The 17,873-nt window shown below is 70.0% G+C and carries 17 protein-coding genes; 4 read left to right on the top strand and 13 right to left on the bottom strand.

The genetic code is table 11. From position 1 onward, the window contains the following. Nucleotides 1-30: 30 nt before the first annotated feature. The 5 genes from argG to CLM62_RS38815 form a co-directional block, all read right to left on the bottom strand. Entirely contained in the window at nt 31-1,485 is a 1,455-nt protein-coding gene (gene argG / locus CLM62_RS38795) for an argininosuccinate synthase (protein WP_095754577.1), read from the bottom strand. 142 nt (nt 1,486-1,627) lie between these two features. Further along, a complete protein-coding gene (locus tag CLM62_RS38800; protein WP_095754578.1) occupies nt 1,628-3,028 on the bottom strand; it encodes a condensation domain-containing protein in 1,401 nt (466 codons plus the stop codon). Nucleotides 3,029-3,211: 183 nt separating this feature from the next. Next, the gene (locus tag CLM62_RS38805) at nt 3,212-4,879 is read right to left on the bottom strand and encodes a glycosyltransferase (protein WP_095754579.1); all 1,668 of its coding nucleotides are present in this window, start codon (nt 4,877-4,879) and stop codon (nt 3,212-3,214) included. Nucleotides 4,880-5,176: 297 nt separating this feature from the next. After that, the gene (locus CLM62_RS38810; RefSeq protein ID WP_179382411.1) at nt 5,177-5,659 is read right to left on the bottom strand and encodes a DUF2267 domain-containing protein; all 483 of its coding nucleotides are present in this window, start codon (nt 5,657-5,659) and stop codon (nt 5,177-5,179) included. A gap of 99 nt (nt 5,660-5,758) precedes the next feature. Beyond that, a complete protein-coding gene (locus CLM62_RS38815; protein WP_179382412.1) occupies nt 5,759-6,184 on the bottom strand; it encodes an Hsp20/alpha crystallin family protein in 426 nt (141 codons plus the stop codon). A gap of 181 nt (nt 6,185-6,365) precedes the next feature. Here CLM62_RS38815 and CLM62_RS38820 point away from each other — a divergent pair, with 181 nt between their 5' ends. Next, entirely contained in the window at nt 6,366-6,668 is a 303-nt protein-coding gene (locus CLM62_RS38820) for a hypothetical protein (protein WP_095754581.1), read from the top strand. An 84-nt stretch (nt 6,669-6,752) separates the two neighbouring features. On the opposite strand, the gene CLM62_RS38825 is transcribed toward CLM62_RS38820, so the two are convergent. Genes CLM62_RS38825 through CLM62_RS38835 form a run of 3 tightly spaced genes read right to left on the bottom strand, consistent with a single transcriptional unit; the run spans nt 6,753 to nt 8,372 of the window. Then, nucleotides 6,753-7,046: a DUF6510 family protein gene (locus CLM62_RS38825; RefSeq protein ID WP_095754582.1), complete on the bottom strand. Its 294-nt coding sequence runs from the start codon at nt 7,044-7,046 to the stop codon at nt 6,753-6,755. 1 nt (nt 7,047) lies between these two features. Further along, nucleotides 7,048-7,803, bottom strand: a complete 756-nt coding sequence (locus CLM62_RS38830) for a ferredoxin reductase (RefSeq protein WP_095754583.1) — start codon at nt 7,801-7,803, stop codon at nt 7,048-7,050. Beyond that, entirely contained in the window at nt 7,773-8,372 is a 600-nt protein-coding gene (locus tag CLM62_RS38835) for a molybdopterin-dependent oxidoreductase (protein ID WP_095754584.1), read from the bottom strand. Before CLM62_RS38835 ends, CLM62_RS38830 begins: the two co-directional genes overlap by 31 nt. Before the next feature lie 176 nt (nt 8,373-8,548). On the opposite strand from CLM62_RS38835, the gene CLM62_RS38840 reads away from it, so the two are divergent. Next, entirely contained in the window at nt 8,549-8,974 is a 426-nt protein-coding gene (locus tag CLM62_RS38840) for a DUF5959 family protein (protein ID WP_095754585.1), read from the top strand. Between the two features lie 42 nt (nt 8,975-9,016). Here CLM62_RS38840 and CLM62_RS38845 read toward each other — a convergent pair whose 3' ends face one another. After that, nucleotides 9,017-9,391 (bottom strand): VOC family protein, encoded by a 375-nt coding sequence (locus tag CLM62_RS38845; RefSeq protein WP_095754586.1) that lies wholly within the window; start codon nt 9,389-9,391, stop codon nt 9,017-9,019. A 205-nt stretch (nt 9,392-9,596) separates the two neighbouring features. Here CLM62_RS38845 and CLM62_RS38850 point away from each other — a divergent pair, with 205 nt between their 5' ends. Then, the gene (locus CLM62_RS38850; RefSeq protein ID WP_095754623.1) at nt 9,597-11,063 is read left to right on the top strand and encodes an alginate lyase family protein; all 1,467 of its coding nucleotides are present in this window, start codon (nt 9,597-9,599) and stop codon (nt 11,061-11,063) included. Nucleotides 11,064-11,300: 237 nt separating this feature from the next. On the opposite strand, the gene CLM62_RS38855 is transcribed toward CLM62_RS38850, so the two are convergent. Next, nucleotides 11,301-12,881 carry an MFS transporter gene (locus CLM62_RS38855; RefSeq protein ID WP_095754587.1) on the bottom strand — a complete coding sequence of 527 codons (1,581 nt, stop codon included), beginning with the start codon at nt 12,879-12,881 and terminating at the stop codon, nt 11,301-11,303. Nucleotides 12,882-12,938: 57 nt separating this feature from the next. Then, nucleotides 12,939-14,303, bottom strand: a complete 1,365-nt coding sequence (locus CLM62_RS38860) for a DUF445 domain-containing protein (protein WP_095754624.1) — start codon at nt 14,301-14,303, stop codon at nt 12,939-12,941. 195 nt (nt 14,304-14,498) lie between these two features. Here CLM62_RS38860 and CLM62_RS38865 point away from each other — a divergent pair, with 195 nt between their 5' ends. Then, nucleotides 14,499-15,833 (top strand): SGNH/GDSL hydrolase family protein, encoded by a 1,335-nt coding sequence (locus tag CLM62_RS38865; protein ID WP_095754588.1) that lies wholly within the window; start codon nt 14,499-14,501, stop codon nt 15,831-15,833. 118 nt (nt 15,834-15,951) lie between these two features. Here the strand turns inward: CLM62_RS38865 and CLM62_RS38870 are convergent, their stop codons facing one another. Together CLM62_RS38870 and CLM62_RS38875 are read right to left on the bottom strand one after the other, a co-directional pair. After that, on the bottom strand, nt 15,952-16,797 hold the full coding sequence (locus tag CLM62_RS38870) for a DUF1707 domain-containing protein (RefSeq protein ID WP_095754589.1): 846 nt from the start codon (nt 16,795-16,797) through the stop codon (nt 15,952-15,954). A gap of 78 nt (nt 16,798-16,875) precedes the next feature. After that, nucleotides 16,876-17,844, bottom strand: a complete 969-nt coding sequence (locus CLM62_RS38875) for an ATP-binding cassette domain-containing protein (protein WP_095754625.1) — start codon at nt 17,842-17,844, stop codon at nt 16,876-16,878. Nucleotides 17,845-17,873 lie beyond the last annotated feature (29 nt).

Consider the following 17,873-nt stretch of genomic DNA (forward strand, 5'->3'; position numbering starts at 1 on the left):
TTGGGGGCGGTGCGTCCCCCTTGGGGGTGGTCAGTCCGTGCCCGACTCCATCGCGGCGCGGTCCAGCAGTTGGTCGTCCTCGGAGACCTCGCCGCGGGAGGCGATGGCCTCCGCGCCGCCCTCCGGCATGGCCGGCATCGTGCCGATCAGGCCGGTCGCAGCCGCCTGGGCGGCGCCGATGGCGGGGCTGCCGGTGCCGATCAGGCCGAGGCCGGCGTACTGCTCCAGCTTGGCGCGCGAGTCGGCGATGTCGAGGTTGCGCATGGTGAGCTGGCCGATCCGGTCCACCGGGCCGAACGCGGAGTCCTCGGTGCGCTCCATGGACAGCTTGTCCGGGTGGTAGCTGAACGCCGGTCCCGTGGTGTCGAGGATCGAGTAGTCCTCGCCGCGCCGCAGCCGCAGGGTGACCTCGCCGGTGACCGCCGAGCCGACCCAGCGCTGCAGCGACTCCCGGATCATCAGCGCCTGCGGGTCCAGCCAGCGGCCCTCGTACATCAGCCGGCCCAGGCGCCGTCCCTCGGTGTGGTACTGGGCGAGGGTGTCCTCGTTGTGGATGGCGTTGACCAGGCGCTCGTAGGCCGTGTGCAGCAGGGCCATGCCGGGCGCCTCGTAGATGCCGCGGCTCTTGGCCTCGATGATCCGGTTCTCGATCTGGTCCGACATGCCCATGCCGTGGCGGCCACCGATGGCGTTGGCCTCCGTCACCAGGTCGACGGGGGAGGCGAACTCCTTGCCGTTGATCGTCACCGGGCGGCCCTGGTCGAAGCCGATCGTCACGTCCTCGGTGGCGATCTCGACCGACGGGTCCCAGAACCGCACGCCCATGATCGGCTCCACGGTCTCCACGCCGGTGTCCAGGTGCTCCAGGGTCTTGGCCTCGTGGGTGGCGCCCCAGATGTTGGCGTCGGTGGAGTACGCCTTCTCCGTGCTGTCGCGGTAGGGCAGGTCGTGGGCGAGCAGCCACTCCGACATTTCCTTGCGGCCACCGAGCTCGGTCACGAAGTCCGCGTCCAGCCAGGGCTTGTAGATCCGCAGGTGCGGGTTGGCGAGCAGGCCGTAGCGGTAGAACCGCTCGATGTCGTTGCCCTTGAAGGTGGAGCCGTCGCCCCAGATCTGTACGTCGTCCTCGAGCATCGCCCGGACCAGGAGCGTGCCGGTGACGGCGCGGCCGAGCGGCGTGGTGTTGAAGTACGCACGCCCGCCCGAGCGGATGTGGAACGCCCCGCAGGTGAGCGCGGCCAGGCCCTCCTCGACGAGCGCCGCGCGGCAGTCGACCAGGCGCGCGATCTCGGCGCCGTAGGTCTTGGCACGGCCGGGCACCGAGGCGATGTCGGGCTCGTCGTACTGGCCGATGTCGGCGGTGTAGGTGCACGGGACGGCGCCCTTGTCGCGCATCCACGCGACCGCGACGGAGGTGTCGAGGCCGCCCGAGAAGGCGATGCCGACGCGCTCGCCGGCGGGAAGGGAGGTGAGGACCTTGGACATGGGAAGAGTATGCATTGAAATGCATGATCATGCAAAGGCGCCTGCAGGTCCAATGCCGCCAGGTCGAAGGTGCTGCCCGCCGATCCCGATGATCCCGCTGATTCCGATGATCCCGCTGATCCGATGACCCCGACGAGACCGCTCAGCGACGCACGGCCGCCTCTCGCGCCACGGAGACGATGAGTTCCCGCAGCCCCTCGGCGTACAGCCGCATGTTCTTGTAGGCGACCTCGGTGTCCGGGTAGCGGCTGGCGAACTGCAGGCCGTCGTGGAATCTGGTGACCCACGCGCACACCTGGTCGCCGTACGAGACCCGCATCAGCGCGTACGCCTTCATCTCCTGCCACCGGTCCGATCCCGGGATGCCGCGTGTGTCGACGAACGAGACGATCGAGTACAGGTCCGGAGATGTGGGCCGGAAGTCGGTGCCCAGCAGGCGCAGCACGCGGGCGAGGGGCATCCGGGACAGCGGCTTGTTCTTCCGCAGTTCGGCGCGGACCATTTTCAGCGCGCTGTCGAAGTCCGGCGCCTGCGCCACGGGGATATCGATCGGCGCGCCGCCCACATACCAGCCGACCGAGTCCAGCCACTGGGACTTCACCCTGGTGTGGAACGGCACGACGGTGCGGTACACCTGTTCTCCGCCGATCTCGTGGACAAGGAGGGCGGTGGCCGCGAGGACGCCGACCAGGCTTCCGCCGTACGGGCGGCAGTACGCCTCGAAGGCTCCCGCGTCCGCGTCGTCGACGAGCATCTCGCGCATCAGCTTCTGGGTGGGCAGCGGCCCTTCGGGGTCGAGGCCGAGGTCGACGGGGAAGTTCGGCAGCCTCCCCTCGCACTGGGCGACGAACTCGCGCCAGCGGGCGACGATCGCGTGGGTGTCGTCGATCCGGTCGGCGTCCGTCCGCTCGATCGCGCAGAAGTCGACGTAGCTGGCGAGCGGTGTCGGCTCCAGGGCTCGGCCGGCGAGGGCGGTCTCGTAGAGTCCGTGGATCTCGGCGGGGATGCGGTAGATCGAGTACGCGTCGACGTTGCTGTGGTCGAACGCCATGTAGACGCTCGCGCCGTCCTCCCTGACGACCGCGGTGTAGATGAAGTTCGGCCAGCCGAGGGCGTCCGCCGCGACGTCGAAACGATCCTCCAGGTACCGGGTCAGCGTCGCCGCGTCCGCGAAGTCGCCGACGTCCTCGCGGTGCAGCGCGACGGCATCGGCGTCCAGCGTGAACCGCCGCATCTCGTCGCCGACCCAGCGGAAGCCGCTGCGCAGCGTCTCGTGCCGGAGGGTCCAGGCGCGCAGTGCCTCCTGAAGGGCCCCGGTGTCGACCGGCCCGGGGATGTCGAACGCGGCGCCGGACCAGGTGGGTACGAACAGTCCGTCTTCGCGCACCGACCGCGCTGTCCGTACGTGGGACTCCTGTACGTACGCGGGCGGGCGGGAATCCTCCGGCAACGCGGCCGCCGTTTCGACGGTCCTCGGATGCAGCGTCCATTCCACGAGATATCCGGGCCGGATCTCACAACGCTGGATGTCGGTCGTGTGCAAGGGGGCTCTCCGTTCGCGGCATCGTTCGATGTCGACATCAGCCCAACGAGGGATTGATCCGAAAGAGACGCCGAGGTCCTGCCGGGTCCTCCGGACGGCAGTCAGTTCCGGTTCACGGCACGGGGAGCGGGATCGGTCAGCTGGAAGTGCCAGATGAACATGGATTGAGTGACCAGGTCCGGCTCATCTCCCGCTCCACGGATCCGCCCGGCGGGCCAAGGTGTGGGCTCGGCGCCGTAGGTCCGGTGGGAGGTGGTGGAGGAGGTCTCGGGTGGTGCGGCGGAGGCGGGGGGTGGCTGTGGTGTGCAGGAGGATGCGGTGGGGGACGGTCGCTCGGCCCGGTTGTCCTACGGCCAGGCGGAGTTGACCGGCCGGGCCGCCCCAGGTGGGGAGGATCAGGCGGGGCGGGGTGCCGAGTTTCATCGTGGCGGGGCGGGCGCGGTCGTCGTCCGGAGTGAGGCGGGTTCGGCGGCCGATGCCGAGGAGTTGGGCGCTCGCCCAGACCAGGTGGGTGCCGCTCTGCATCGCCTCCCCTCCGGCCAGCGTCAGCGGGTCGATGGCTGTCTCGCCGGTGAGGACCACGCGGTGGCGGCCGGCGCCGAGGGGTTCGGTACGGGGGCTGAGGTCGGCGTCCGGGAACCACCACAGGTCGCGGGCGGTGTCGTGGAGGAGGAGTTCGCCGCGGGCGTGTCCGAGGGGGTGCGGGGCCTCCCAGTTCTCGGCGCCCTTGATGCCGTCGAGGAGGTCGGGGTCGAGGAGCAGGCGGCCGTGCCGTTCCACGAGGGTGAGGGGTTCGCCGTCGGGGCGGAGCATGCCGATCGTGGTGGTGACGTGGAGTCTGCCGGACTTCCAGCGGATGTCGTCGAGGGTGAGGTGCGGGGTGATCGCCTGGGTTCTTCGGGCGAGTTCGACCAGGGACTCCAGGTGGCCCTCCTCCAACAGGTGTCCTCTGAGCCGGCTGATCGCCGGGAGTCCCTGCCGTACGCCCGGCGGGTAGCTGTCGAGGGCCATGCGGCGTACGACGCCGAAGTGACGTTCGAGGGCCTTGCCCGTGCGTTGCAGGACGCGGGGTTCGCTGACCGGGCGGAGGAGTTCGACGCGGTAGGAGCGGCGGAGTATGTGGTCCTGGAGGGGGCCCGGTCGGGTGGCCTCCTTGATGGCTTCGACGACCGTGCGCAGATGACCGTAGTAGTCCTCGGGGGCGGTCGCTCGTCCGCTGGTGTTGCCGCCGTCGTCGCGGCGGTTCCATACGTAGCAGGGGTGGTCGCCGAGGATGGAGACGGACTTGGCCCGCAGGTAGGCCCGGGCCATGAAGAGCTGGTCCTCCAGGCGGACCCGTCCCTCGGGGAACTCGATTCCGTGGTCCAGCAGGAAGGCGCGGCGGAACATCTTGTGCGGGGTCAGGCTCTCGAAGAGGGGCATGTCCTCGGCCGTGCAGTGCTCGACGGTGCGTTTGAAGAGGCTGCTGGGGCCCTGCATGGTGCCGATTACCTTGCCGAGGACGATGTCGGAGCCGTTGCGGGTGGCCAGGCGGTGGAGGCGCTCGAGGGCCTCGGGGGTGAGTTCGTCGTCCTGGTCGACGAACTGGACGTACTCGCCGCAGGCCTCGCGGACGCCGACGTTGCGGGGTTTGCCGGGCCAGCCGGAGTTCTCCTGGCGGACCACGCGGACGTGCGGGTGCCGGGCCGCCAGGCGGTCGAGGCGCTGGGCGGAGTCGTCGGTCGAGCCGTCGTCGACGTAGATGACTTCGTACGCGTCCCGGCCGAGGCTCTGGTGGATGAGCGAAGGTGCGCAGAGCTCGACGTAAGGACCCGCGTTGTACACGGGCACCACAATGCTGACCTTGAGCATGAACGTCCCCCCAAAACCAAGTCCCCTGTTGTTCTACGAACGTTCATACTCTGGCAAACGTTCCTTAAGGACGGTCACGATCGCCTCACACAGTTCGTCCGGCTGGTCGAGGTGTACGTCGTGGGACGCGCCGCGGATGACGGTGTGGGGGCTGCTCGGGGTCGCCGGGGCTTCGGCCTCGCCGCCGCCGGGTGCGCGATCTCCGCGGGGTATGTGTCGGAGCTGCGCCTCCGGGGCGGCGGGGCGCGGAGAGAGGGCGAAGCCCGCCGGGCGAGGGGGTGACTCGACGGGCCTGCCTCAAGCCGTCGGTGTCAGTTCCGCACGGCCGAACAACAGGGCGTATCCCGGTGGGAGTTGGGCGAGGATACGGTCCACCAGGTCGTCGCCGATCAGCGGCGGCAGGACGCTCAGGACCGAACTGACGTCCCAGCGGGCCGTCGCCGGGGTGGCGCCGTCGATCCGGAGGGCGATCGCGTCCACGAACTCAGCTGCCGTCAGTGGGCGGGTCGCCGGGATCTGGGACGCGATCACCTGGGCCGCCTCCTCGGGCAGGGCCCGGGCGAGATCGACGCGTTCGTCGCCGATCACGTGGCCGCCGAGGGCCGACAGGACGATACGGGTGACGCGTTCCGCCTCCGCCCTGGTGGGGTACTGGCCGGCGTCCTGTACCGCGTCGACCAGGTCGGTCCATCTGGTCTTCCGCTGCGGGCTCGCGCTCTGCTGTGGCTGCCGTGGCGCGGGTGCGGGTGCGGGTGCGGGTCGCATGCTCAGTGCGGTCATGGTCGGGGGTTCTCCTCCGTTCCTCCGGGTGGCCGCACGGCGTCCCGCGGGCGCGTGCTCGCGGGACGCCGCTGATGGACTTCGCTTCCATGGGCTTGGTCAGCTGCCGAGTTCCTTGCGTTCGCTGCCGCCGCCCGTGATCTGGATGCGACGCGGCTTCGCCTGCTCGGCCACGGGGATGCGCAGCGTCAGGACGCCGGCGTCGTACGAGGCGTCGATGCGATCCGTGTCGAGGGTCTCGCCGAGGAAGAGCTGACGGGTGAAGTTACCCGTGGGGCGCTCGGCGACGACCATTTCCGCGTCCTCGGGGGCGGGGGAACGGCGCTCGGCGCGGACGTTCAGGACGTTGCGTTCGACGTCCAGCTCGATCGACTCGGGGTCGATGCCGGGCAGGTCGAAGTGGACGAGGAACTCGTCCCCGGACCGATAGGCGTCCATGGCCATCGCGGACGGGCCGGTGGGCGTACCGAAGACCTGCTGCGCGAGTCGGTCGAGTTCACGGAAGGGGTCGGTGCGCATGAGCATCACAGTCCATCTCCTCTCATCAGGCGCTGCTGTTGCGATGCCCTACGGCTTCTTATATAGCTCGGAGGAGAAAACTTGACAAGCCCTGACTCAGGTTCCGGGCGTCGTCCGAGGTGAGCGTTAGTCTCGGGGCACCGGGGGACGGGGACACCCGGGACCCACCAGACAGCAGGAGGCAGGCATGGCCAAGGTTCCCAGCGCGGTGGTCGCCGCGAGCGGGCTCGTCGGCGGGTACGGCGTCGCCCGCTGGACCGGGAAGCGGCAGCTGGGCGGCGTGGTCCTGGCCGTCGCCGGGGCCGCGGCGGCGCAGCAGTGGCGGCAGCAGGCGGGCGGGAAGTCCGCGGGGGCGCTGAGCGCCGCGTACGTCGCCGCCTTCGCCGGCTCCCACCCCCTGGCCAAGAAGGTGGGAGCCTGGCCTGCCGTGTTCGGGGTCGCGGGGTCCGTTGCCCTGGCGTCGTGGGCGGTGGCGGACCGGAACGGCTGAGGCCGCTGAAGCGGCTCAAGCGGTGAAAGCAGCTGAAGCGGTGAAGCGGCTGAAGCGGCAGGACAGGCTGACCGTCCTGGAGCGTCAGGTGCCGAGGGTGAAGGTGAGGGCAACGGTGCCGCGGAGGTCGAGCCAGGCTCTGTCGGGGCCGCGGACGAGGCGGAGGATCACGTGGTCGCAGTCGGGGCAGCGGCCGACGTATCCCGGGGCGTGTGCGTAGACGTGCAGGCGCGCCAGAGGCCACTGGCTGCCGCAGCCGGTGCAGCGGCCGAGAGCGGTGGTCGGGTCGACCGCGAGGATCTCGGAGAGGGGGCCGGCCAGGGCGTTGCCGTCCTCGTACTGGCCGGTGTACGGGTCCTGGTCGGGGTGGTGGGGCATGTCATCCTCCACTGGGGCCGAAACGTTCGGTGCGGATACGGTCCGGGGCGTGGCCCAGCGCTACCAGCAGGTCGGCGGCCGTTTCGACGAAGCCGGTGGGCCCGCAGACGTAGCAGGTGGGTTCGAACTCCGGCGGCCACCCGGCGCGCGAGAGGTCCTCTGCGGTGAGCCGCCCGGCGGGCCTGGGCCATTGCGGCGGGGCGGAGCGGGTGTAGACGTACGTCTTGTCGAGGCCGGGATCGTCCCGGCTCAGCTCGGGTCCGTAGAGCCGGTCTTCGGGTGTGCGCACGGAGTACACCAGCCGGAAGGGCGTACGGCTGCCGGCCGCGCGGCGGACGCGGATCATCGCCATCAGCGGTACCAGGCCCGAGCCTCCCGCCACGAGCAGGACCGGTTCCTTCTGCTCGTGGCGCCACACGAACCAGCCGCCGACCGGCCCGCGCAGTTCCACCAGGTCGCCGACCGCGAGTTCGTCCGTCAGGTACGGGGACACCTCGCCGTCGGTGACGCGCTGCACGGTCAGCTCGACGCGCTCGCCGTCCGGCGCCGACGCCAGGGAGTAGCTGCGCTGTGTGCTGTAGCCGTCCTCCGCGGTGAGCCGCACATCGACATGCTGGCCCGCCAGATGGCCCGGCCAGCCGGGTACGTCGAAGACCAGGGTGTGCGCGGCGGAGGACTCGGGGCGCCGGTCGGCCAGCCGGGCCGTCTTCCAGCGCAGCCGGTCGCCTAGTCGCCCTGGTACCGCTGCTCGCGCCATGGGTCCCCGTAGTCGTGATAGCCGGCGCTCTCCCAGAAGCCCGGTTCGTCCTCGAGGAGCAGCTGGATCCCGCGCACCCACTTCGCGGACTTCCACAGATACAGGTGCGGGACCAGCAGGCGGGCCGGACCGCCGTGCTCGGGCGCCAGTTCCTCGCCGTCGTAGCGGTACGCGATCCACGCCTGTCCGTCGAGCAGGTCCTCCAGGGGCAGGTTGGTCGTGTAGCCACCGTAGGAGTGGACGAGCGCGAATTCGGCGGCGGTCTCCACGTCCTCCAGAAGGAGATCCAGCAAGACGCCCTGCCACTCGGTGGCGAACTTCGACCACTTCGTGACGCAGTGCAGGTCCACCGTCGGCGTCTGGCTGGGCAGCGCCATGAGCTGCGCCCAGTTCCAGCTGTGCCGCGCGCCCGTCTCGGTGCGGATGGTGAACTCCCACGCGTCACGGTCGACCCTCGGCGTGGGCCCGGCGGACAGCACCGGGAATTCGGTGGTCTCGTACTGCCCGGGAGGCAGTTTGTGGTGCGTGTCACCTGGCCGACCGCGGAATCCGCGCGAAACGATGGCCATGCCGTGCCGCCCTTCTCCGAAGGTGCACTCTCCGCCATTGTCCATGGCATCGCGCGACAGAGCATCTGGTGGAGGAAGGAGGAGGAAGGAGCGGTGTGGCGGCAACCTGTCGGTCGCCCCCGCGCCCGTGCCGACGGATAGTGTTCGGCACCATGCACAAGCCAGGAGGTGCCCTGATGGCTGAGGAGCCGATCGACCTGATCCACCTGGAGGGCAACGGCAACAGCGTCATCCTCCGGATCACGGGGAAGGAGAAACTCCCCGGCGAAGCCGACGTCCTGGTCGGAGAGTTCCAGGTCGACACGCCCTTCGTGCGTGGCAGCCTCAAGACCTGGGTCTTCCCCGAGCATCTGCGGCAGTGGCAGCAGTCCCTGGACATGCTCGACGCAGGACATGACATCGCATGGCTCGAAGGCACCCGCGCCCCATGGTTGTACATCGAACTCGACGAGGACGACGACCGGTGCGAGATCACGATCAAGGACGACTCGATGTCCCAGACGACAGTGACAGTGACCGTCCCGTTGAGCGATGCCTGGTTCAACGATGCGTACCACCGCCTGGACCGGATCTGGGAGACCTGGCCTCTTGACGAAGACTGATCAACGAAGACTGATCAACGAAGACTGAACCGTCCTGACGGCTCAGGGAGACACCCTCCGGGCCCGGTGCTCCAGCACATTCACCACCCGCCCGTTCGGATCGCGTACGAAGAAGCGCCGTACGCCCCACTCCTCGTCCCGCAGCTCCCGTACGATCTCCGCGCCCGACGCCGCCAGCTGCGCGTACACCGCGTCCACGTCCTCGACCTCGACGCTCAGGTCGGGGACGACGGGTGCCGTTCGCTCCTCGGTGAAGAAGCTGATCTGGGCGGTGGGGTTGGCGGGTGAGGCGAGGGTCGTCACCCAGCCCATGTTCATGACCTCCTCGAAACCGAGCAGGCCGTAGAAGTCGTGGCTCGTGCGCATCGAATCCTCGGACGTGACCTGGATGTTGGGGACGATCCTGCGGACGGTCATCGGGTGTCACTCCTCGCGCGGGTCCGATCGGGGCTCCAGTTCCGGGCTCCAGTTCCGGGCTCCACTTTCAGTGGCTCCAGTTTCGGGGCTCCAGTTTTTGTTATCACCGGGGTCTTCCGCTCGTCTCCTCACCGTCCCCACCCACAGGCACGCGATTCGACCCCGAGGAACGAAGCACGTGACACGAGACTTCAGCCGCCGTTCCATGCTCAAGGCCGCAGGCGTCGCCGCCGGAGCCGTCGGCATCGGTACCGCCCTCGCCCCGAGCCCCGCCACGGCCGCCGGCACCGCCTACGCGCACCCCGGCCTGCTGCACACCCGCGCCGACCTCGACCGCATGGCGGCCAAGGTGAAGGCGGACGCCGCCCCCTACACAGCCGGCTTCGCCAAGCTGACCGCCAACCGGCACTCGGCCACCGGCTGGACGGCCAATCCGCAGGCCACGGTGTACCGAGGAGCGGGCAGCCCGCAGAACTACACGACCCTCTACAACGACATCCACGCCGCCTACCAGAACGCCCTGCGCGGACACGTCAGCGGCGACAGCGCGCACCTCGACACCGCCGTGGCGATCATCAACGCCTGGTCGGCCAAGCTGACCAGCCTCGAAGGCAGCGCGGACCGGTTCCTGGCCGCCGGACTGTACGGCTACCAGTTCGCCAACGCCGCCGAACTCGTCCGCGATCACCCCGACTTCGAGCTCGGCCGGTTCCAGGACATGCTGAGCAACGTCTTCGCGCCGCTCAGCGACAGCTTCCTCGCCGACCACAACGGCGCCGTCATCACCAACTACTGGCCCAACTGGGACCTGTGCGCCCTCGCCTGCGTCCTCGCCACCGGCATCTTCTGCGACGACAAGGCCCAAGTCGCCCGTGCCGTCGACTACTTCAAGAACGGTGAGGGGATGGGCTCGGTCAAGCACGCCATCCCCGTCGTGCACGACGACGGACTCGCCGAGTGGGTCGAGGCCGGCCGCGACCAGGGGCACGCTCTGCTCGGCGTCGGCCTGATGGGCACGGTGTGCGAGATGGCGTGGAACCAAGGGATCGATCTGTACGGCTACGACGACAGCCGGTTCCTCAAGGGCGCCCAGTACGTGGCCAAGTGGAGCATGGGCGGTGATGTCGCCTACACCGCCAACACCCGCGCGAAGGGCGCGATCAACGGCTGGTCGGGCAGCGAGACCGCGACCGAGGCGGCCGGCGTGGACCCGGCCGTGCAGCGGCCGATCTGGGCGATGATCGCCAACCACTACACCAAGCGCCGGGGAATGTCCGCGACGTACGTCACCCGGATCGCCGCCCAGGCCGCACCGGAGGGTGGCGGTGGGGACTACGGCCCCAACAGCGGTGGCTACGACCAACTCGGCTTCGGCACGCTGGCGTTCACGCGAGACAGGGCGGCCGATACGGCGGCTTCGCCGAGGCCGGCTGCGTCGGCGTCCGGCGCGGCGGCCGGCGGCTCGGGCGCGGGCTCCGGCTCCGGCGCCCGCCCGCAGGGCGGTACGGCCACGCCCTCCGCGTCCGCCTCCCCGGCGGCCGGGGGCGACCTGGCCGCGACCGGCTCCGACGACGTCGTCGGCTGGACCGCGGCGGCGGGGATCACCGCGATCGCCGGGGGCCTGCTGTTCCTGCGCCGGCGGGACCGGGTTCGACGCGAGGGCGGTCAGTAGGACCTGCCGACCGTAGTGGACGGGTGGGTCGCGCGGGCTGACGGCGTCGGCCGAGCCGAATCACAGGCCACCGCCAGCTGCCCAACTACCCGGCGTGAGGGCTGAGCGGGCGGGTCGCGCAGGCCGGCGCCGACCGACGGCGTCGGCCGAGCCGAATCACAGGCCACCGCCCGCAACCGGACGGGACCGACTACCCGCAGCGCCTGACGGCGTCGGCTGCCGGCAGCTGCGCGTTTGCTACGCCGTAGCCGGCCGCGACCCCGATCCCGGCCCCGACCTGGGCCCCGTCCCCGACCCCCGGTCCGTCTCCGACCCCGACGCCCCCCGCCCAGCCCCCGACCGGGCCACCGAAGCCGCCGCCGATGAAGCCGCCGCCGTCAGTGGGCGGGCGATGTCCTCCAGGGGGCGGCGTTCCGCTCGCACCGCCAGTGCCGCTGCCACCAACCCCGCCAGGCACATCAGTGTCGCGCCGATCTGGAAGGCGAGGACCGTGTCACCGACCTTTCCCGTGCCGGTGAGGTCGGCGAAGAGGAGGGGGCCGCTGATGCCGCCGGCGGCGGTGCCGAGGGCGTAGAAGAAGGCGATGGACATCGCTCGGGTCTCCATCGGGAAGACCTCGGAGACCGTCAGGTAGGCGCTGGACGCGCCGGCCGAGGCGAAGAACAGCACCGCGCACCAGCATGCCGTCAGTGTGCCCGCGCTCAGCGTGCCCTGGTCGAACAGCCAGGCCGTGCCGAACAGCAACAACCCCGAGAGCAGGTACGTCGAAGAGATCATCACCCGGCGGCCGACCGTGTCGAAGAGCCGCCCCAGCAGCAGCGGGCCGCAGAAGTTGCCGAGCGCGATGACCGCGAAGTAGTAGCCCGTGTCGCCGCTCGGGACGTCGAAGAACGTCGTCAGGATCGCGCCGAAACCGAAGGTGATCGCGTTGTAGAGGAAGGCCTGGCCGATGAAGAGGGCGAAGCCGAGGATCGCGCGCCTGCGGTAGTCGGAGAAGACCGTACGGCCGATCTCCAGGAAGGTGACGCTGCGGCGCTGGTGGAGGGTGATCTCGCCCTCGGGGGGAGGGAGCGGCTCGCCCTTCTCCTCCTCGATCCGGCGTTCGATCGAGGACACGATCCGTTCCGCCTCCTCGTCGTGGCCGTGGATCAGCAGCCAGCGCGGGCTCTCCGGGACATGGCGCCGTACGAGAAGGATCACCAGAGCGAGGACCGCGCCCAGGGCGAAGGTCAGCCGCCAGCCCACGTTCATCGCGAACAGGTCGGTGTCCAGCGCGACGATCGACAGCAGCGAGCCGCCGACCGCGCCCAGCCAGAAACTGCCGTTGATGATCAGGTCGACGCGGCCGCGGTACTCCGCGGGGATCAGCTCGTCGATCGCGGAGTTGATCGCCGCGTACTCACCGCCGATACCGAAACCGGTCAGAAAGCGGAACGCGAAGAACCACCAGCTGTCGAAGGCGATCGAGGTGAGCGCGGTGGCCGCGAGGTAGACCGCGAGCGTGATCATGAAGAGTTTCTTGCGGCCCCAGCGGTCGGTGAGACGGCCCCAGAACAGGGCGCCCGAGCAGGCCCCGGCGACATACAGCGCGGCCGCGATGCCGGTGATCTCGCCCGAGGTGATCGGAAGCCCGCTGCCGGGCTCCGACAGGCGGCTCGCGATGTTGCCGACGACGGTGACCTCGAGTCCGTCGAGGATCCACACCGTGCCGAGTCCGATGACGATCGTCCAGTGCCAGCGCGACCATGGGAGGCGGTCGAGCCGGGCGGGGAGGTCGGTGGTCACGGTGCGGCCGGTCTCGGCCTGCGCGGTCGTCATGGGCGGCTCCCTCCTCGTCGAGCGAGAACCGGGGTCGAGTTCCCTCGACCCTTGGCGTTACGCCCCCAGCGCGCGCGACACCGTGTAGATCAACAACCCCGCCAGCGAGCCGACCACCGTGCCGTTGATCCGGATGAACTGCAGGTCACGGCCGATGTTTGCCTCGATCTTCCGCGTCGTGTGCTCGGCGTCCCAGCCCGCCACCGTGTCCGTGATCAGGGAGGTGATCTCCCGGCGGTAGGTGGTGACGACGTACACGGCCGCGTCCTCCACCCACTTGTCGACCTTGCCCTGCACCTTCTTGTCGGCGGCCATCTGCGCGCCCAGGGACAGCAGGGAGGCCCGCACGCGCAGCCGCAGCTCGCTGCGCTCGTCCTCGGCGGCCGACACGATCATGGATCGTACGGCGGTCCAGGCGGAGGCGATCAGGTCCTGGACCTCACCCCGGCCCAGCACCTCACCCTTGAGCCGCTCGACCCGCGAACGCGTGTCCGTGTCGGACTGCAGGTCGGCGGCGAAGTCCGCGAGGAAACGGTCGAGGGCGCCGCGCGCCGGGTGGGAGGGCATGTCGCGCATCTCCGCGCAGAACCGCAGCAGCTCCTTGTAGACCCGCTCGCCGACCTTCTTGTCGACGAACCTCGGTGTCCAGCCGGGGGCGCCGCCCTGCACGGCGTCCATGACGGAGTCGCTGTGCAGCACCAGCCAGTCGTGCGCCCGGGTGACGACCAGGTCGACGGCCCGCCGGTGACCGCCGTCGGCGACGATCTTCTCCAGCATCTTGCCGATGCCGGGCGCGACCTCCTGGGCGTCGGCCCGGCGAGTGATCGCCTCGCCGACCACCGCCTGCACATCGGAGTCCCGCAGCACCGTCAGGGCGCCTCTGAGCGCGGCGGACAGCTCCGCCGTCACCCGGTCGGCGTGCTCCGGTTCGGCCAGCCAGGCGCCGAGCCGGTTGCCTATGCCGACGGCGCGCAGTCGCAGCCGTACGACGTCCTCGGAGAGGAAGTTCTCCCCGACGAACTCCCCCAAGGTCACACCCAGCTGGTCCTTCTTCGTGGGGATGATCGCGGTATGCGGGATGGGGATGCCGAGGGGGTGGCGGAAGAGCGCGGTGACGGCGAACCAGTCGGCGAGCGCGCCGACCATGCCGGCCTCGGCGGCGGCCGCCACATAGCTCGCCCAGGCGCCGGCGCCCTCGTTCGACGCCCACTTCGCGAGGACGTACACCAGCGCCACGAACAGCAGCATCCCGGTCGCGGTGAGCTTCATCCGCCGTACGCCGCGCTGCTTCTCCACGTCGGCAGCGCTGAACGTGGTCATGGCGCGGTTCGTGAAGGCGCCGGGGCGGGCAGGCTGCCCCGCGGCACCCGGAGTCCCCGAGGTCCCCGCGCTACCGATCGATCCCGTTTTCGTGCGTTCCATCCACTCCACCCGTTCGGTGATCCCTCACACATTGTCCCTTCCTGACCGACTCCCGGAACGGAACAAGAGTTCCCGGCGTCTGTCCGGTCGGGGGAACGCGGCGGGGTCCTGTCAGTTTTCCCCAGGCTCATGGATCATCATGGGCTCATCAGATCGGAGCCTCGGGCTCCCATCGCCCGAGGAGAACAGCACAGCATGACCCGGCGTCACGGTTACGCCCTGCTCGTCGCGATCGTCGCCGCGATCGTGGCCCTGTCCGCCGTCATCTACATCGGGGTGGCAGCCGATCCCGGTACGAACGACCGGGCCACGCTGGCCGGCGGACGCCACCCGCACAACTCCGCCGCCCCCGCCTCCACCGGCGTCTGGGTCGGCTCCTGGTCCGCCTCCCCCGTCGGCGCCGAACCCGGCACCGAGATCATGGGCCTGGCCGGCCGCGCGGTACGCAACGTCGTCCACGCGAGCATAGGCGGTACGAGTGCCCGCATCACGCTGTCCAACCTCTACGGCCAGTCCCCGCTGACCATCACCCACGCCTCGATCGCCGTCGCGGCCGGCACCGGCACCGCCGAGGCGGTCGCGGAGACCATGCGGCGGCTGACCTTCGGCGGCAACACCACGGTCGTCGTCCCGGCCGGACAGCAGGTCCTCAGCGACGCCGTCCGCATCACGATCCCCAGGGGCGGCGACGTCCTGGTCACCACCTACTCCCCCACCCGCTCCGGCCCGGTCACCTACCACCCGCGCGCCCGCCAGATCTCTTACGCCGCCCAGGGCGACCTCACCGAGGACGTCACCGGCACCGCGTACACCGAGCAGACCGAGAACTGGCGCTACCTGACCGCCCTGGACGTGCTGAGCGACGGGGCCGAGGGCACCATCGTCGCCTTCGGCGACTCGCTCACCGACGGCGTCGGCTCCACCAAGAACGCCAACAACCGCTGGCCCGACCTGCTGTCCGAGCGGCTGCACCAGGCCATCGAGGCCGGCCGGGACGTGCCCCGCTACAGCGTCGTCAACCAGGGAATCGGCGGCAACCAGGTCCTCGCCGACGGCCTCGGCCGCCCCGCCGAGAACCAGGCCGGCGTCAGCCGCTTCGCCCGGGACGTACTCGGCCGGACCAACGTCAAGGTCGTCGTCATCGACCTCGGCATCAACGACATCCTGCGCAACCCGCGGCTCGCCGACCCCGACAAGATCCTCGACGGCCTGCGCACGATGGTCCGCCAGGCCCACGCCCACGGCATCAAGGTCATCGGCGCCACGCTGATGCCCTTCGGCGGCCACCGCGGCTACTCCGACGCCCGCGAGGCCGTACGGCAGGAAATCAACGCCGAGATCCGCGCGGGCCGCGTCTTCGACGACGTCGTCGACTTCGACAAGGCCGTACGGGACCCGTACGACCCGCGCGAATTCCGCTCCGACTACGACTCGGGCGACCATCTCCACCCGAGCGACAAGGGGTACGAGCGGATGGCGGGGGCATTCGACTTGGACGACCTCAAGGGGGCGGCACCGGCGAAGCTGTAGGGACTGACTGCCTTCAGCCTGCGGGCAGTCATGCCGCTGGGGCGACTCCCGACCCACAGAAGGCGGCATCCCATAGCGCCGGGCTGCGCGATCCACCCCCGCTCAGCACCAACGCCGGTCAGCGATCCCGATCCCGGCGCCGATCCCGCCGTTCCCGCTGCCGCTCCCGCAGCTCCTCATGGCGTTCCCGCCGATCCTCCCGCCGGTCCCACCTATGGTCCCGGTGCCCCTCCAGCATCCTGCGATGAGCCTCGTGCACGTCGTCCCGGTACGACTCCTGCAACTCCCGCTTCGACGCCTTCCGCTCCAGCCTCTCCTGCCGCCGCTCCTCCTTCAGCCGCTGCCGATCGGACCGCGTCAGCTTGCGCTCAACCCCGACCCCACCCCAGAAGGCAAACCCCGTCACGATCACCCGCGGCGCCCCCGGATCCCCCGGCACACCCTCCTCACGGTGATCGAACCCGCCCATGATCCCGATCCCACGCACCACGACCTCGACACCGGGCGGCACGATCACCTGCACCCCACCCATGATCGCGACGCAGTTGATCTCGACCTCGCCGTCCGCGAAGTTCGCCTCGCGCAGATCGATCTCACCACCGCCCCAGAAGGCGAAGCAGTTGAAACGCCGGGGCACCGTCCAGCGCCCCTTGCGCTGGAACCCCGACATGACGGCCACGCCCCACGTCGACGACCCCTCGCCACCGACGATCCGCCCCGCCCAACTCCCGCTCTCCGCGGGCTGCTTGGTCATCGACACCTTGGGAGCCGGAGCCCCGGCGGCCGGCAGATCCCGCGTGATCGGCGCCAGCTCCCCGTACGTACGCGCCTTGTACGTCGCGTCCAACCGCTCCTCGAACTCCTCCATGTCGAGACGCCCCTCCGCGAGGGCGTCCCGCAGGACCTCGGCGACTCGTTCACGATCGGCGTCGGAGGCGCGCAGCTCCGGGGCATCCTCGGTCATACAAGCAGCCTACGAGTTCCGGGCGACGGGCACTATGCGATCGACTACCCGGCCCCACGCAGTCGGCTACGCGGTCGGCTACGCGGTCGACCTCTCCACATACATCTTCGCGATCACCGCCTCGATGTCCGGCTCCCGCACCGACAGGTCCACCAGCGGATACTCCGCCGCGATCCGCGCGACCAGCGGCGCCGCCGACTCCGACGCCGGGAACGCCAGCCACTGCCGGGGCCCGTCCACCCGTACGACCCGCGCGGGCGGCGGCGCCTCGATGGGCGGCAACTCGCGCTCCAGGTCGACCACGAGGGTCCGCTCGCTCTCCCCCGCCTCGTGCAGGCCGACGAGCGGACCGTCGTACATCAGCCGCCCGTGGTCGATGACCATCACCCGCGAGCACAACTGCTCGATGTCCTGCAGGTCGTGCGTGGTCAGCAGCACCGTCGTGCCCTGCTCGGCGTTCAACTCCCGCAGGAACTCCCGCACCTTGGCCTTGGAGACGACATCCAGGCCGATCGTCGGCTCGTCGAGGTAGAGCACCTCCGGGTCGTGCAGCAGGGCCGCCGCGATGTCGCCGCGCATCCGCTGGCCGAGCGAGAGCTGCCGTACCGGTACGTCCAACAGGCTGCCCAGTTCGAGGAGTTCGACAAGACGGTCGAGGTTCTCGCGGTAACGGGCGTCCGGGATCCGGTACATACGGTGCATCAGCCGGTAGGAATCGATCAGCGGCAGGTCCCACCACAGCGTCGTACGCTGCCCGAACACCACCCCTATCCGGTGCGCCAGCCGCGTCCGCTCCCGGGCGGGATCGAGACCGGCCACCCGCAGCCGGCCACCGCTCGGCGTCAGGATGCCGGTGAGCATCTTGATCGTCGTCGACTTCCCGGCACCGTTCGGCCCGATGTAACCGACCATCTCGCCGCGCGGCACGGTGAAGGAGAGGGAGTCCACCGCCCGCACCTGCCGCCGCTCACGCTTCAGAAAGCCGGCCTTCTTGCGTACCTCGAAGACCTTCTCGACGCGGTCCACCTCGATGAAACGGTCACCCAGATCACCGAGGCCACTCAGGTCACCCAAAT

Origin of the sequence: Streptomyces sp. SA15 (assembly GCF_002291145.1) — a bacterium.
GTDB lineage: Bacteria > Actinomycetota > Actinomycetes > Streptomycetales > Streptomycetaceae > Streptomyces.

What these genes read in the sequence shown, in the direction of transcription:
- CLM62_RS38830 (WP_095754583.1), bottom strand. Translation starts at nt 7,803, where the DNA reads ATGGCGCGAGCAGCGGTACCAGGGCGACTAGGCGACCGGCTGCGCTGG.
- CLM62_RS38845 (WP_095754586.1), bottom strand. Translation starts at nt 9,391, where the DNA reads ATGACCGTCCGCAGGATCGTCCCCAACATCCAGGTCACGTCCGAGGAT.
- CLM62_RS38865 (WP_095754588.1), top strand. Translation starts at nt 14,499, where the DNA reads ATGACCCGGCGTCACGGTTACGCCCTGCTCGTCGCGATCGTCGCCGCG.
- CLM62_RS38835 (WP_095754584.1), bottom strand. Translation starts at nt 8,372, where the DNA reads ATGGCCATCGTTTCGCGCGGATTCCGCGGTCGGCCAGGTGACACGCAC.
- CLM62_RS38810 (WP_179382411.1), bottom strand. Translation starts at nt 5,659, where the DNA reads ATGACCGCACTGAGCATGCGACCCGCACCCGCACCCGCACCCGCGCCA.
- CLM62_RS38815 (WP_179382412.1), bottom strand. Translation starts at nt 6,184, where the DNA reads ATGCTCATGCGCACCGACCCCTTCCGTGAACTCGACCGACTCGCGCAG.
- CLM62_RS38860 (WP_095754624.1), bottom strand. Translation starts at nt 14,303, where the DNA reads ATGGAACGCACGAAAACGGGATCGATCGGTAGCGCGGGGACCTCGGGG.
- CLM62_RS38840 (WP_095754585.1), top strand. Translation starts at nt 8,549, where the DNA reads ATGGCTGAGGAGCCGATCGACCTGATCCACCTGGAGGGCAACGGCAAC.
- argG (WP_095754577.1), bottom strand. Translation starts at nt 1,485, where the DNA reads ATGTCCAAGGTCCTCACCTCCCTTCCCGCCGGCGAGCGCGTCGGCATC.
- CLM62_RS38855 (WP_095754587.1), bottom strand. Translation starts at nt 12,881, where the DNA reads ATGACGACCGCGCAGGCCGAGACCGGCCGCACCGTGACCACCGACCTC.
- CLM62_RS38870 (WP_095754589.1), bottom strand. Translation starts at nt 16,797, where the DNA reads ATGACCGAGGATGCCCCGGAGCTGCGCGCCTCCGACGCCGATCGTGAA.
- CLM62_RS38850 (WP_095754623.1), top strand. Translation starts at nt 9,597, where the DNA reads ATGCTCAAGGCCGCAGGCGTCGCCGCCGGAGCCGTCGGCATCGGTACC.
- CLM62_RS38820 (WP_095754581.1), top strand. Translation starts at nt 6,366, where the DNA reads ATGGCCAAGGTTCCCAGCGCGGTGGTCGCCGCGAGCGGGCTCGTCGGC.
- CLM62_RS38825 (WP_095754582.1), bottom strand. Translation starts at nt 7,046, where the DNA reads ATGCCCCACCACCCCGACCAGGACCCGTACACCGGCCAGTACGAGGAC.
- CLM62_RS38805 (WP_095754579.1), bottom strand. Translation starts at nt 4,879, where the DNA reads ATGCTCAAGGTCAGCATTGTGGTGCCCGTGTACAACGCGGGTCCTTAC.